Raw genomic sequence first — 13,319 nt, forward strand, 5'->3', positions numbered from 1 at the left:
TTGGAAGGAGGAGACAAAATGGCTGAGAATTCAGCTCGTTCAAAACAAACAGATTCTGATGTAACACTAGAACAAGTAAAAGAACAGTTAGTAGAACTTGGAAAAAAACGTGGTGTTCTCACGTATGAAGAAATTGCAGAGCGTATGTCCGGTTTTGATCTCGACCCTGATCAAGTAGATGAATATTATGAATATTTAAGTGAGCAAGGAATCGATATTGTTAGCGAATCTGATTTAGATGACGATCCGGATTTAGACGTTCTCGATAAAGAAGAAGAATTTGATTTAAATGACTTAACGGTGCCGCCGGGAGTGAAAATTAATGACCCGGTTCGTATGTACTTAAAAGAAATTGGTCGTGTTCCACTTTTGTCAGCTGAAGAAGAAATCGAACTTGCGAAACGAATTGAACAAGGTGACGAAGAAGCGAAACGTCGCCTTGCAGAAGCGAACCTTCGTCTTGTTGTCAGCATTGCCAAGCGCTATGTAGGTCGCGGTATGCTGTTCCTTGATTTAATTCAGGAAGGAAACATGGGATTATTAAAAGCTGTTGAAAAATTTGATTACCGCAAAGGATATAAATTTAGCACGTATGCAACTTGGTGGATTCGTCAGGCAATTACTCGTGCGATTGCTGACCAAGCGCGTACAATTCGTATTCCTGTTCATATGGTAGAGACAATTAATAAACTAATCAGAGTGCAACGTCAACTTCTTCAGGATCTTGGCCGCGAGCCATCACCAGAAGAAATTGCTGAAGAAATGGACTTGACTCCGGAAAAAGTAAGAGAAATTTTAAAAATTGCTCAAGAGCCAGTTTCCTTGGAAACGCCAATCGGTGAAGAAGATGATTCACATTTAGGTGACTTTATTGAAGATCAAGAAGCGACTTCCCCTTCTGAACATGCTGCATATGAACTGCTGAAAGAACAGTTGGAAGATGTACTGGATACACTTACAGATCGTGAAGAAAACGTTCTTCGCTTACGTTTTGGTTTAGACGATGGCCGTACCCGCACTCTTGAAGAAGTCGGTAAAGTATTCGGCGTTACTCGTGAGCGCATTCGTCAAATTGAAGCAAAAGCGCTTCGGAAATTGCGTCACCCAAGCCGGAGCAAACGCTTAAAAGACTTTTTAGAGTAAAGATTTACAAGGAATAGTTTACTTCTTACAATAGAGGTAAACTATTCCTGTTTTGCATATAGAAAGGGTCAACGGTCAGATGAACGAACAAAGAAGAGAAATAATTATTAAGGAAATTCAATATTGGAAGCGCTCACGGCTTCTTCCGGAACAATATTGTGACTATTTGCTCGCTCTATATACGGAAGGAACCACTTATCAAGACCGATATCGTTCTTTTTCCAAGAATAACCGCTCTTATCTTTTTCGCTTGTCTGTCATTAGCGTGATTTGTCTTTTAATGCCAATTACTGTTCTTGTCATTTATTTTACTGAATTGTCATTTGTTTTGCAAACCATCATTTTTCTCATTTTTTTGACAATTTGTTTTGGAGGGATGTTTCTTTTTGCGCGCGAGCGAAAGTTCATCCATATTCCTCTCATTAACGGAGCTTTAATTTTGTTTCTTGCTTCCGTGGAACTTAGTGACTTTTATTTTTATAATGAAAAAGAAATTTCTGGATTTGTGATTTTTTTAAACTGCTTGTTATGGATGTTTATAGGTATACGTTTAAAATTTCTTTACTTTGCTATATCGGGAGTTGTTGGCTTCGTTTTATTATTGTTATCGCTTTTCTTATAATTCATTATCAATGTGTAACCTGAATTTTGTCTAGTTTGTGAAAATATAAAATAAGGTGTACATTAGGGCTTTTCCTTCTCTATAATTTACAGTAAAATAAAATTGTTTGTACCGTTTTTTATATCTTCGAATGAACCGTTATACATAAAGGAGGTTAAATAATGAATCGAAATCCATTAATCCCGTTTTTTCTTATCATGTTCTTTGGTCTTGTACTTGTTTTTGGCCTCTCTTGGAAAGGATTAGGCGATATGAAAGAAGTCGCAAAAGAAAAAGAAGGCGGCGCGAAAACGGAAGAAACTGCGGCGGCAAAACCGGAAGATATTTACAAACAAACCTGTGTGGGCTGTCACGGAGCAAACTATGAAGGCGGCGTTGGTCCATCCTTAAAAGGTGTTGGCGACAGACTTTCTGTAGATGAAATTAAGAACGTGATACAAAATGGTCGCGGTAACATGCCAGCTGGATTAGTGCCTGCTGACAAAGCGGACGAAATGGCAAAATGGCTTTCTAAATTAAAGTAATGAAAAAGTCTCTTCACTTCGGTGAAGGGATTTTTTTGTTATATTTATAAATACTCCCTCTATTTGTAAGAACGGGAGCATTCCATGTATTATAATAATAAACGAGAAAAAACATGCAGGATTGTGGTGAAGAAATGAACGAGTTAAAATTATCGAAACGCCTTGAAACAGTAGTAAGTTTTATTCCGAAAAAATCAAAGCTGGCTGACATTGGTTCGGACCATGCTTATTTACCATGTTATGCTTATTTAAACGGTTATATTACAATGGCAGTTGCCGGTGAGATTACCGATGGTCCGCTTTGTTCTGCGAGAGAGCAAGTAAAGAAGACGGGGCTTGAGCATGTTATTTCAGTGCGCAAAGGTGATGGGCTTGAAGTGATTCAGCCAAATGAAGTAGATTGCATTACCATCGCGGGAATGGGAGGAACATTAATAAAAAATATTTTAGATAAAGGAAAAGAAAAACTTGTTGGGGTAAAACGCCTCATTTTACAACCGAACGTTGGAGCTCATGTCGTTCGTCAATGGTTAATCGACCACGATTGGGAACTGATTGCTGAACGAATTCTTGAAGAAGATGAAAAAATTTATGAAGTGTTAGTAGCGGAAAAGGGCGATGGAAAGAAGCCTTATGTTGATTTAGAAGCAGAAGTGCTCTTAGGTCCGTTTTTAATGAAAGAACAAAATGAAGCGTTTAAAAAGAAATGGCACCAAGAAATCGCTCAATGGAGAAAAATTGTTCATGAACTGAGTAAAAAAGCGACAACGGATGAAGCTCTTGCGAAAAGAAAAGAGCTAGAACGAAAAATCCAATTAGTAGAGGGGATATTAGGATGAGTAAAACACCAAATGGCTATGAAGTGATTCAGCTTTTCGAGCAATTGGCGCCAAAGCATTTAGCGATGGAAGGCGATAAAATCGGTTTGCAAGTTGGTACGCTCAACAAGCCGATTCAAACGGTGATGATTGCACTTGATGTACTTGAAGAAGTAGTAGATGAAGCGATTGAAAAAGACGTCGATTTAATTATTGCGCATCACCCACCAATTTTTCGTCCATTAAAACAGATCATTACGGACGAAGTACAAGGACGTATATTGGAAAAATGTATAAAGCACGATATTGCCATCTATGCGGCACATACGAATTTAGATATTGCCAATGGCGGTGTAAATGATTGGCTAGCAGAAGCGCTCGAGCTGGAAAATGTAGAAATTCTTGTTCCTACATACGAAGACAAATTGAAAAAGCTAGTTGTTTATGTACCGGAAACTCATGCCGTGGCGGTACGTGAAGCGTTAGGTAACGCCGGTGCGGGACACATCGGCAATTATAGCCATTGTACGTTCAACAGCAGAGGGCTTGGTACCTTCTTACCGCAAGAGGGGACGAATCCGTTTATTGGTGAAGCAGGAAAGCTTGAACAGGTTGAAGAAGTGCGTATTGAAACGATTTTTCCAGCCTCGTTACAGAAAAAAGTGATCGCTTCTATGTTAAAAGCACACCCGTACGAAGAAGTAGCGTATGATGTGTATCCGATTGAAAACAAAGGAAAAGTGTTTGGTCTAGGACGAATTGGACGTTTAAAAGAGGAAATGACATTGGAGCAGTTTGCTGAGTATGTAAAAAAAGCATTCGAGGTAAAAAACGTTCGTGTCGTCGGCAATTTGAACGATATCGTCAAAAAAGTGGCGGTCATCGGTGGAGATGGGAACAAATATATTTCCCATGCAAAGTTTAGCGGTGCTGACGTATATGTAACAGGAGATTTGTATTATCATGTTGCTCATGATGCAATGATGATGGGGCTTAATGTCGTTGACCCTGGACATAATGTTGAGAAAGTCATGAAACAAGGTGTAGCCCGCTATTTGCATGAGAAATTTGCTAAACAGAAATTTAATACAAAAGTTTATGTATCTGAAGTGAATACAGACCCATTCACGTTTGTGTAACGATAGAAAGGGCTGACCCATAAGCGTCTGATCTCACACATTCCATAATATATAGTGTTTATATATTATAGTTGTGGGGTCTGACACTTGCTTTTAGGTCAGCCTTTCTTTATTATGGTGCCTTTTACATCATTGTTGTTTCTTGCTTTTCACTTTCGGTAAAATCTTATTTAACGGAACTTTTCGTTCACGTTTCCATGTTTCGGGGTTATTTGGATCAAATTGTTCAAGAAAATCAATGACTTCTTTTGTAATCGGTGTCGGGGTCGAAGCTCCGGCAGTAACGGCAACTTTTTTCGCATCTTTAATCCAGTCAATTTCGATTTCCGTTACATCAGCGACACGATATGCTTTTGTTCCCGCAATTTCTTCCGATACTTGTGCAAGGCGATTGGAGTTGTTGCTTTTTGGATCGCCGACGACAATCGTAACGTCCGCTTCTTTTGCTTGTTCTGCAACCGCTTCTTGCCGTACTTGAGTAGCTAAACAAATTTCTTTATGAATCTCAACATGAGGATATTTTTCTTTTACTTTTTCCATAATATGAGCGACGTCCCATTGACTCATCGTTGTTTGGTTTGTCACAATAATTTTATCGCTTTGAATATGGAGTTGTTCTACCTCTTCAACGGTTTCGACAAGATGAACTTTTTCAGGTGCAACGCCGACAGCTCCCTCCGGCTCAGGGTGTCCTTTTTTACCGATATAAATAACTTCGTAACCATCAGCAACCTTTTCACGTATCAGTTCATGAGTCTTTGTTACATCCGGGCAAGTAGCATCGATAATGACAAGCCCTTTTTCCCGTGCGCGTTTTCTTACTTCTGGAGATACGCCATGTGCCGTAAAAATAACGGTTCCTTTATCAATTTTTTCAAGAATTTCTAAGCGGTTTGGGCCGTCAAGCGTAATGATACCTTCTTCGGAAAATGCATCTGTTACGTGTTTATTGTGAACGATCATTCCTAAAATGTAGATCGGTCTTGGCAGTGTAGGATCAAGTGCTGCATTGCGAGCAATGACCATCGCGTCGACAACGCCGTAACAATAGCCTCTTGGCGTAATTTTTATAACTTCCATAAACGGGGTTCCTCCTCCGATTAAGTACTCTTATAACTCTTTTATTATATAAAAGAAGGAGGAATAATACAAAGAAAGACTAAATATATAGCTTCGGTTTGGAGACGCCTTTTGGCTCTTTGATTGATTCAGACTCTTTCTTTTTATTGGATGTCGTTGGTAAATCGCGTTCTTTTTTTGTTTCTGTTTCGTTTTCTTGTTTCGTATGTGAACTTGTTTCATCAGCAGGTTCTAATTCTTTAAACAGCTTAATCATAGACGGAATGTTTTTTATGAGTGGCCCATATTGCCGTACCATCGGAGTGACTTGTTGAACGACTCCGAGCGCTTTTTGTACGTTTCCTAACATATTGACAATACCGCCTCCAGTGTTTAAAGAATTTGCGGCATTTTGTATTGGCGGCATTCCCATACTGAAAAAATTAGGGGAAGCGGCTTGGCCTCTTGAAAATAATCGTGTCAAAAATCCACCAAGTCCAGGCCGTGGCGAAAACGGCTGGTTGTAAAATGGCATATTCATAAATCCTTGAGAACGCATCGGTCCGAACATGGGATGTCTTCCAAACATCATCTATTCCCTCCTTTCTCATCTATAAACAATGTTTCTTCTTGATACTTTATGCGAAAAGGGAAAAAAGTGTTTTTCGGAAAAACTAGCACTACTGTTGGAGTTTTAGTAAGAAATCATATATAATGATAAATCGGGTTATTTAGCGGTGTTAGTTTACTTTGAAAGGAGTATAGGCAATGGAACAGACGTTATTTGAACGGTTTAACTTGAAGCCTTTCATTATAGAAGCGATTAAGCATTTGCAATTTTATAAACCAACAGAAATTCAGGAGAGAATCATCCCAAGCATTATTCGCGGAGAAAGTGTGATTGGCCAATCACAGACGGGAACAGGAAAAACACATGCGTACTTATTACCGATTATCGAGCGAATTCATCCAAATCTTCATGAAGTACAGGCGGTCATTACCGCACCGACACGCGAATTAGCAACACAAATTTACCATGAAATATTAAAAATTACTAAATTTTGTCCTGATGAAGAACAAATTACAGCACGTTGCTTTGTCGGGGGGACTGATAAGTTAAGAACGATTGAAAAGTTAAAAGTACAACCGCATATTGTTGTCGGCACTCCAGGGCGAATCAATGATTTAGCGAAAGAACAGGCGCTTAATGTGCATACAGCAAAAATGCTTGTCATTGATGAAGCGGATTTAATGCTTGATATGGGGTTTATTTATGATGTCGATCAAATTGCTGCGAGAATGCCAAAAAACTTACAAATGTTAGTGTTTTCAGCGACGATTCCGGAAAAGCTAAAGCCGTTTTTGAGAAAATATATGGAAAACCCAAAATATATTCATGTTGCTCCCAAACAAGTAGCGGCTGAAAAAATTGAACATGTTCTTGTTCCGCTTCGACATCGTGATAAAGTAAAGTTGCTTCATGACATGCTTCTTTTATATAATCCGTATTTAGCGATTGTCTTTACGAATACGAAAAAAATGGCCGATGAGGTAGCAATGGCGTTAATCGAAAAAGGATTAAAAGTAGGAATTTTACATGGTGACTTAACGCCGAGAGAGCGAAAAAAAATGATGAAACAAATTCGAAATCTAGAGTTTCAATATATTGTCGCGACGGATTTAGCAGCAAGAGGTATTGATATTGAAGGGGTCAGCCATGTGATTAACTATGAATTGCCTCGCGATTTAGAATTTTATGTGCATCGTGTTGGTCGAACAGCAAGGGCAGGTTATTCGGGAATAGCGGTAACTATTTACGAACCTTCTGACCAAGACTCGCTAGCGAAACTTGAAAAAATGGGAATCGAATTTGTTCATCGCGACATTGTGCGGGACGAATGGGTCGACTTACCGGAGTGGAACAAGCGGAGCAAACGGAAGAAAGAAGACGATGAAATTGAGCAAATCATTAAAAAGACTGTGAAAAAGCCAAAGAAAGTGAAACCTGGATATAAGAAAAAATTGAAAGAAGAGATGGAAAAACAGAAAAAGCGTTTGCTTCGTTCAAAGAGGAAATAAAAAGGGAGAGTTTTGATGATGTTGAAAATTGGTTCACATGTATCGATGAGCGGAAAAAAAATGCTGTTAGCTGCGAGTGAGGAAGCAGTTTCATACGGCGCGAATACATTTATGATTTATACGGGGGCTCCGCAAAACACAAGACGTAAAAAAATTGAAGAATTGAATATTGAAGAAGGTCTTCGCCATATGAAAGAACACGGCATCGAGGAAATTGTTGTTCATGCACCGTATATTATCAATATTGGAAATACAGTAAATCCTGATACGTTTGAGCTTGGCGTTCATTTTTTACGTTCGGAAATTGAACGAACAGAGGCGATTGGTGCGAAACAAATTGTTCTCCATCCGGGAGCGCATGTGGGTGCGGGAATAGAGGCAGGAATTAAAAAAATTATTGAAGGACTAAATGAAGTGTTAACGCGTGAACAAAATGTGCAAATTGCCTTGGAAACAATGGCAGGAAAAGGCTCAGAGTGCGGAAGTCGTTTTGAAGAGTTGGCACAGATTATCGATGGGGTCACTTATAATGAAAAGCTATCTGTTTGCTTTGATACGTGCCATACTCATGATGCCGGATATAATATTGTTGAAGATTTCGATGGTGTATTAAACGAATTTGACAAAATCATTGGGTTAGACCGTTTAAAAGTGCTTCATATTAATGACAGCAAAAATCCGCGCGGAAGTCGAAAAGACCGTCACGAAAATATCGGCTTCGGTTATATCGGCTTTAAAGCGCTCAATTACATTGTTCATCATCCGCAACTGGAAGATGTTCCAAAAATTTTAGAGACTCCTTATGTAGGAGAAGATAAAAAGCAGCAAAAGCCACCGTATAAGTTTGAAATTGCTATGTTACGTCAGCAAACCTTTGATCCCGAACTCCTTACAAAAATTATGCAGGCATGAAAAAATGGCGATCTCGATAATTGGGATCGCCCATTTTTACGTTATTTTTTCTTTATAAATTTCAAAAATAGTTCATTTGCTTGTTTGGCTGTTTGCGGAGAAGTGATTTTTGCTAACTCTTTCACCCACCTCATACGTTCTTGGGGATTAAATACGTTAATTTTATTGTGTCGGGCAATATAGATAATTTTTTTCGCTTCCTCGATTGTCAACGTAATCCCGTAATCTTGGCTATATGAAACAAGTTCCTCAGGGGTAATTGTTTTGATTTTTTGATTAATAATTTGTTGATAAATATTCATCGTCCTCTCCTCCTCATTCTTATCGTATGAAAAGGAAGAGGGGAAGGTGTTATAATAAATCTAGAAAAAAGGTGGAAATAGTAGGGAGTATTTTGCTGCATCGACAACATAAAAAAGAAAGTGTAAGTCATTGATTTATATCGCTTGACAATGATTTTGTTAGGAGCATCTTTAGCGGCATTTTCGATTAAAAAGGGTAAAATTTACGTCAGCGCTTCATTAGGCTTAGTTTACAAAGGCATCAGCTTCGTATATACTACTTTAATGGTTAAATCGTAATCGTTCTTAATTTTTTGAATGCTAGGTGATTATTATGATGAATGAGCAGGAAATTGTGTTGAAAATAGAAAACTTATCTTTCCGCTACGAAAAGGAAAATGTCCTTGAAGACATTAATCTTTCTGTACCAAAGGGATCATTTTTAGGCTTGGTCGGTCCAAATGGTTCCGGAAAATCAACGTTATTAAAGTGCATCTTAGGTTTGTTAAAGCCACAAACAGGAACGATTTATTTATTCGGTACACCGATTTCTGAATTTAAAGATTGGCATCGAATCGGGTTTGTCTCGCAAAAGGCAAATAGCTTTAATACTGGGTTCCCAGCAACCGTTTATGAAGTTGTTGCAAGCGGCTTAACGTCTAAGCTTGGAATGTTTCGTTTTTTGTCAAAAAAGCATAGGCAGGCAGTTATTGATGCAATTGAAGCGGTTGGAATGAAACCATTTATCAATCGCAACATTGGTGAGCTTTCTGGCGGTCAGCAGCAGCGTGTATTTATTGCCAGAGCAATCGTCAGTCATCCGGATTTACTCATTTTAGATGAGCCGACTGTCGGGGTTGATGTACATCATGTGCAAAATTTCTATAATATGCTTGATGAGTTGAACCGTCATTTAGGCATTACGCTTCTATTAGTGACGCATGATATCGGAACGATTACGGAGAAAGTGACTCATGTTGCCTGTCTTAATAAACATTTGCATTTTCACGGGAAAGCTCAAGAGTTTGCACAATTAGATAGCAAAGAATTATCGCAATTTTACGGTCATCATCTTCACGTGCTTTCTCATGACCATTAATGGGGGAATAGATCAAATGGTTGAAGCTATATTTCAGTACGAGTTTTTGCAAAATGCTTTTTTCACTGGTGTTTTAATTGGTATCGTAGCTCCTTTATTAGGCGTTTTTATCGTTGTGCGCCGCCTGTCTTTAATTGCTGATGCGCTTAGCCACGTGACGTTGGCAGGAATTGCTGCAAGTTTGTTATTAGAAAAGAAATTTATTAGTTCTTTTCTGTTTAATCCTTTTTATATGGGGATGGCATTTTCGGTTGCTGGCTCGTTGTTTATTGAAAAATTACGCTCCGTGTATAAACATTATCAAGAACTTGCCATTCCAATTATTTTATCAAGCGGAATTGGTTTAAGCGTTATTTTTATTTCCATGGCAGATGGTTTTAATACGGATTTATTTTCTTATTTATTCGGAAGCGTAAGCGCGGTAAGTCGCTCTGACTTATGGACAGTACTGTTTATTACATTGGGTGTTATTGTGACGATTTTTTTACTGTACAAAGAATTATTTCTTCTATCTTTTGATGAGGAACATGCGGTTGCATCGGGAATTAAGGCGAAGACGGTTCATTTCATTTTTATTATATTAGTGGCATTGGTCATTGCTGCTTCCATGAGAATTGTCGGGATTTTGCTTGTATCTTCATTAATGACATTGCCTGTAGCGGCAAGTATTCGCATCGCCAGAGGATTTAAACAAACCATTGTGTTTTCTATTTTGTTTGGTGAATTGTCGGTTATTCTCGGATTAATTTTTGCTTATTATCTTGATTTAGCGCCTGGCGGAACGATTGTCATGCTTGCTGTTCTTATTTTGCTTCTTGTGATTATATGGAAAAAATGGAGAAGGAGCTAGAAAGTATGAATGTAACAGAAGCGATTCAATTAATGAAAGAAAAAGGGTTTAAGCATACAGACAAACGCGAGGACATGCTGCAATTGTTTGCAACGGCAAATAAATATTTAACGGCGAAAGATGTACTAGATGCTTTAAAAGAACGTTATCCGGGGTTAAGTTTTGATACGATTTATCGCAATTTGTCTCTGTTTGTGGAACTGGGGATTTTAGAAATGACAGAATTATCCGGAGAGAAGCATTTCCGTTTTAAATGTGACACTCATCATCATCACCATTTTATTTGTATAGAATGTGGCAAAACGAAAGAGATTGCTACTTGTCCGATGAAAGAATTATCAGAGGATTTGCGAGGGTACGAAGTTTCTAATCATAAATTTGAAATATATGGAAAATGCCCAGAATGTATACAACATAATGTATAAAGGTCTGACTTCCTCCAACATTTTTACACTGTATGGAGGAAGCAGACCTTTACATTTTGCTATTTGAAAATGGCATCGATATGCTTTTTCGCCTCGAGCCAGCTATTTACGCGAATCACTTGTTTTGGAAGCGGTCCTTGGTTGTATGGTGTATTAAATAAAATAACGGGAATATTGCATTGCTCACCAATATCACACGCATTATCATATTTGTCTTCGAAAAAAGCAGCGATGTTGTGTTTTTTGACCGCTTCAATTTTATCATGAGAGCCAACTAATTCAATGTGATGGTAATGAACATTGTTTTCTTTAAACCATTCTTCTGTTATGTCGTATAAATGTTTCCCGCGTGCGCTTATGTAGAAAAGCTCAAATCGATGTTTCCAGTCATTGATTACATCTAATGCATGTTCAGCTAATGGGGCTTGACGGTAAATAATCGGTTCATACTTATCCATCCATTGATTGAGTTCTTCTTCGGTTGTCTCGAGTATCGGAGCTAGGTCGTATTGAGTAATATCGTCAAGAGTTAATTGTTTATTAAATGATTTGTTTAAGTAAGGAATAAATGTAGTCGGACATGTTACAGTACCATCTATGTCAATACCTAATCTTTTCATTCTAAAGCTGCACTCCTTTAAGACGTGTTTCTTGTCCTATTGTAACATATGAGTTATGTTTTTTCCCTCGTTATGAAAACATTAACAGCGATATTTTACAATAGAACAACCATACTAATAAATGCTCCTCACTTAAAGAAAGCGAGGGAAAAAAGCATGGTAGATGATCGTAAACAAACGTATAACGAAACCAAGGGACAATCGATGATGCAACCAAACAGCGAGCCAGATTTTATGGAGGAAACGGCAGCGGAAGTGGCTGAGCCAGTCCGCACTTTCCATCGTGAAGAAAATAAGGAATACGATCGAAACGATGAAGAAGCGAATGGAAAAGGTCTTGGCTGGTTAGCCCTTGTGGTTTCCATTGTTTCCTTATTTATAATGCCGGTCATTCTTGGAGCAACCGGGATTATTTTAGGATTCATTGCCCGCAGACGCGGCGCCGAGACATTGGGAGCTTGGGCAATTGGCATTGGTGTCGTTTCCATCATCATCGCAATGTTCGTCCTACCATTTTATCGTTAAGGGGTCTGTCCCAAAATACGTTAAAGCGATAAAGAAAAAGCTTGGCGCGTTAAGCGTCAAGCTTTTTGTGATTGTTTTTCTTTTTGTTTTGCGAAGTATTCTTCGGCTAATTTGTCCACTTCTTTTTTTAGTTCTTCAACCATTGTTTCTTCAGGAACTTTGCGAACGATTTTTCCGTGGCGGAACAACAACCCTTCACCGCGTGCTCCGGCAATTCCGATATCTGCTTCACGCGCTTCTCCTGGACCGTTTACGGCACATCCAAGAACCGCCACTTTAATTGGTGCTTTAATTTTAGCGATATATTCTTCAATTTCATTAGCAATGCTAATTAAGTCGATTTCGATACGTCCGCAAGTCGGACAAGAAATTAATGTTGCAGCATTAGCAGCTAATCCAAATGACTTTAACAATTCTCTAGCTACTTTTACTTCTTCAACAGGGTCAGCGCTTAAAGAAACACGAATCGTATTACCGATTCCTTTGCTTAAAATCGCTCCAAGCCCGGCAGCACTTTTAACTGTTCCGGCAAATAATGTTCCGGACTCTGTAATGCCGAGGTGAAGAGGATAGTCGAACGTTCTAGCTGCTTTTTCATATGCTTCGATCGCTAAACGGACATCAGATGCTTTTAATGAAACGATAATATCATGGAAGTCTAATTCTTCCAAAATTCGAATATGATGCAATGCGCTTTCAACCATACCATCAGCCGTTGGATAGCCATATTTTTCTAAAATCCGCTTTTCTAAAGAACCAGCGTTAACGCCAATGCGAATCGGTATTCCACGTTCTTTCGCTGCTTTGACAACTGCTTCTACTTTCTCACGGCGTCCGATGTTTCCGGGATTAATTCGGATTTTGTCAGCTCCACCTTCAATGGCCTTTAAGGCAAGCTTATAATCGAAGTGTATATCAACGACAAGTGGAATATTAATGCGCTTTTTAATTTCAGGAATGGCATTTGCTGCCCGCTCATCAGGGCATGCAACCCGAACAATTTGACATCCTGCTTCTTCTAAGCGTTTTATCTCTGCAACTGTCGCTTCGACATCGTGTGTTTTCGTCGTCGTCATACTTTGAATAATGACTTCGTTGCTCCCGCCAATTGTTAAATTTCCAACGCGAACGGGACGGGTTTTTGAACGATGGATAATTTCACTCACGTGTGATTCGCTCCTTTGAAAAACTAGTTAATGGATTGGTGGCCACTGCTTTATCAT

General features: G+C 38.8%; 16 protein-coding genes. 11 read left to right on the forward strand and 5 right to left on the reverse strand.

Annotated features, from left to right (window positions below):
• Positions 1-18: 18 nt before the first annotated feature.
• From rpoD to HNQ85_RS00605, 5 genes are all read left to right on the forward strand, one after another.
• Positions 19-1,143 carry an RNA polymerase sigma factor RpoD gene (rpoD, locus tag HNQ85_RS00585; RefSeq protein WP_181535205.1) on the forward strand — a complete coding sequence of 375 codons (1,125 nt, stop codon included), beginning with the start codon at positions 19-21 and terminating at the stop codon, positions 1,141-1,143.
• Between the two features lie 79 nt (positions 1,144-1,222).
• Complete coding sequence (locus HNQ85_RS00590) at positions 1,223-1,765, forward strand: hypothetical protein (protein WP_181535207.1); 543 nt, start codon at positions 1,223-1,225, stop codon at positions 1,763-1,765.
• A 161-nt stretch (positions 1,766-1,926) separates the two neighbouring features.
• On the forward strand, positions 1,927-2,289 hold the full coding sequence (cccA, locus tag HNQ85_RS00595; protein ID WP_181535209.1) for a cytochrome c550: 363 nt from the start codon (positions 1,927-1,929) through the stop codon (positions 2,287-2,289).
• 134 nt (positions 2,290-2,423) lie between these two features.
• Positions 2,424-3,128: a tRNA (adenine(22)-N(1))-methyltransferase gene (locus tag HNQ85_RS00600; protein WP_181536460.1), complete on the forward strand. Its 705-nt coding sequence runs from the start codon at positions 2,424-2,426 to the stop codon at positions 3,126-3,128.
• The gene (locus tag HNQ85_RS00605; RefSeq protein ID WP_181535211.1) at positions 3,125-4,246 is read left to right on the forward strand and encodes a Nif3-like dinuclear metal center hexameric protein; all 1,122 of its coding nucleotides are present in this window, start codon (positions 3,125-3,127) and stop codon (positions 4,244-4,246) included. The genes HNQ85_RS00600 and HNQ85_RS00605 overlap by 4 nt, the downstream gene beginning before the upstream one ends.
• Before the next feature lie 129 nt (positions 4,247-4,375).
• On the opposite strand, the gene HNQ85_RS00610 is transcribed toward HNQ85_RS00605, so the two are convergent.
• The gene (locus HNQ85_RS00610) at positions 4,376-5,326 is read right to left on the reverse strand and encodes a 4-hydroxy-3-methylbut-2-enyl diphosphate reductase (protein WP_181535213.1); all 951 of its coding nucleotides are present in this window, start codon (positions 5,324-5,326) and stop codon (positions 4,376-4,378) included.
• Between the two features lie 79 nt (positions 5,327-5,405).
• Positions 5,406-5,897: a VrrA/YqfQ family protein gene (vrrA, locus tag HNQ85_RS00615; RefSeq protein WP_181535215.1), complete on the reverse strand. Its 492-nt coding sequence runs from the start codon at positions 5,895-5,897 to the stop codon at positions 5,406-5,408.
• 176 nt (positions 5,898-6,073) lie between these two features.
• On the opposite strand from vrrA, the gene HNQ85_RS00620 reads away from it, so the two are divergent.
• Both HNQ85_RS00620 and HNQ85_RS00625 read left to right on the forward strand, forming a co-directional pair.
• Entirely contained in the window at positions 6,074-7,384 is a 1,311-nt protein-coding gene (locus tag HNQ85_RS00620) for a DEAD/DEAH box helicase (protein ID WP_181535217.1), read from the forward strand.
• An 18-nt stretch (positions 7,385-7,402) separates the two neighbouring features.
• Positions 7,403-8,296: a deoxyribonuclease IV gene (locus HNQ85_RS00625; RefSeq protein WP_181536461.1), complete on the forward strand. Its 894-nt coding sequence runs from the start codon at positions 7,403-7,405 to the stop codon at positions 8,294-8,296.
• A 41-nt stretch (positions 8,297-8,337) separates the two neighbouring features.
• On the opposite strand, the gene HNQ85_RS00630 is transcribed toward HNQ85_RS00625, so the two are convergent.
• Positions 8,338-8,598 (reverse strand): DUF2624 domain-containing protein, encoded by a 261-nt coding sequence (locus tag HNQ85_RS00630; protein ID WP_181535219.1) that lies wholly within the window; start codon positions 8,596-8,598, stop codon positions 8,338-8,340.
• Between the two features lie 316 nt (positions 8,599-8,914).
• Here HNQ85_RS00630 and HNQ85_RS00635 point away from each other — a divergent pair, with 316 nt between their 5' ends.
• From HNQ85_RS00635 to HNQ85_RS00645, 3 genes are read left to right on the forward strand one after another with little or no spacing between them, the layout of a single operon-like run.
• The gene (locus tag HNQ85_RS00635) at positions 8,915-9,676 is read left to right on the forward strand and encodes a metal ABC transporter ATP-binding protein (protein ID WP_181536462.1); all 762 of its coding nucleotides are present in this window, start codon (positions 8,915-8,917) and stop codon (positions 9,674-9,676) included.
• A 16-nt stretch (positions 9,677-9,692) separates the two neighbouring features.
• Positions 9,693-10,526, forward strand: coding sequence for a metal ABC transporter permease (locus HNQ85_RS00640; protein WP_181535221.1), 834 nt, complete (start codon positions 9,693-9,695; stop codon positions 10,524-10,526).
• A gap of 5 nt (positions 10,527-10,531) precedes the next feature.
• Positions 10,532-10,951: a Fur family transcriptional regulator gene (locus HNQ85_RS00645; protein WP_181535223.1), complete on the forward strand. Its 420-nt coding sequence runs from the start codon at positions 10,532-10,534 to the stop codon at positions 10,949-10,951.
• A 59-nt stretch (positions 10,952-11,010) separates the two neighbouring features.
• Here the strand turns inward: HNQ85_RS00645 and HNQ85_RS00650 are convergent, their stop codons facing one another.
• Entirely contained in the window at positions 11,011-11,571 is a 561-nt protein-coding gene (locus HNQ85_RS00650) for a hypothetical protein (protein WP_181535225.1), read from the reverse strand.
• Positions 11,572-11,727: 156 nt separating this feature from the next.
• Between HNQ85_RS00650 and HNQ85_RS00655 the strand changes: the two genes are divergently transcribed.
• Entirely contained in the window at positions 11,728-12,096 is a 369-nt protein-coding gene (locus HNQ85_RS00655) for a DUF4190 domain-containing protein (RefSeq protein WP_181535227.1), read from the forward strand.
• A 56-nt stretch (positions 12,097-12,152) separates the two neighbouring features.
• Here HNQ85_RS00655 and ispG read toward each other — a convergent pair whose 3' ends face one another.
• Positions 12,153-13,262 (reverse strand): flavodoxin-dependent (E)-4-hydroxy-3-methylbut-2-enyl-diphosphate synthase, encoded by a 1,110-nt coding sequence (ispG, locus tag HNQ85_RS00660; RefSeq protein ID WP_181535229.1) that lies wholly within the window; start codon positions 13,260-13,262, stop codon positions 12,153-12,155.
• Between the last annotated feature and the right edge of the window lie 57 nt (positions 13,263-13,319).

Origin of the sequence: [Anoxybacillus] calidus (assembly GCF_013760845.1) — a bacterium.
GTDB lineage: Bacteria > Bacillota > Bacilli > Bacillales > Anoxybacillaceae > Paranoxybacillus > Paranoxybacillus calidus.

Bases quoted from the DNA above. Each gene is read 5' to 3' on its own strand.
- rpoD (WP_181535205.1), top strand. From the start codon at position 19: ATGGCTGAGAATTCAGCTCGTTCAAAACAAACAGATTCTGATGTAACA.
- HNQ85_RS00590 (WP_181535207.1), top strand. From the start codon at position 1,223: ATGAACGAACAAAGAAGAGAAATAATTATTAAGGAAATTCAATATTGG.
- cccA (WP_181535209.1), top strand. From the start codon at position 1,927: ATGAATCGAAATCCATTAATCCCGTTTTTTCTTATCATGTTCTTTGGT.
- HNQ85_RS00600 (WP_181536460.1), top strand. From the start codon at position 2,424: ATGAACGAGTTAAAATTATCGAAACGCCTTGAAACAGTAGTAAGTTTT.
- HNQ85_RS00605 (WP_181535211.1), top strand. From the start codon at position 3,125: ATGAGTAAAACACCAAATGGCTATGAAGTGATTCAGCTTTTCGAGCAA.
- HNQ85_RS00610 (WP_181535213.1), bottom strand. From the start codon at position 5,326: ATGGAAGTTATAAAAATTACGCCAAGAGGCTATTGTTACGGCGTTGTC.
- vrrA (WP_181535215.1), bottom strand. From the start codon at position 5,897: ATGATGTTTGGAAGACATCCCATGTTCGGACCGATGCGTTCTCAAGGA.
- HNQ85_RS00620 (WP_181535217.1), top strand. From the start codon at position 6,074: ATGGAACAGACGTTATTTGAACGGTTTAACTTGAAGCCTTTCATTATA.
- HNQ85_RS00625 (WP_181536461.1), top strand. From the start codon at position 7,403: ATGTTGAAAATTGGTTCACATGTATCGATGAGCGGAAAAAAAATGCTG.
- HNQ85_RS00630 (WP_181535219.1), bottom strand. From the start codon at position 8,598: ATGAATATTTATCAACAAATTATTAATCAAAAAATCAAAACAATTACC.
- HNQ85_RS00635 (WP_181536462.1), top strand. From the start codon at position 8,915: ATGAATGAGCAGGAAATTGTGTTGAAAATAGAAAACTTATCTTTCCGC.
- HNQ85_RS00640 (WP_181535221.1), top strand. From the start codon at position 9,693: ATGGTTGAAGCTATATTTCAGTACGAGTTTTTGCAAAATGCTTTTTTC.
- HNQ85_RS00645 (WP_181535223.1), top strand. From the start codon at position 10,532: ATGAATGTAACAGAAGCGATTCAATTAATGAAAGAAAAAGGGTTTAAG.
- HNQ85_RS00650 (WP_181535225.1), bottom strand. From the start codon at position 11,571: ATGAAAAGATTAGGTATTGACATAGATGGTACTGTAACATGTCCGACT.
- HNQ85_RS00655 (WP_181535227.1), top strand. From the start codon at position 11,728: ATGGTAGATGATCGTAAACAAACGTATAACGAAACCAAGGGACAATCG.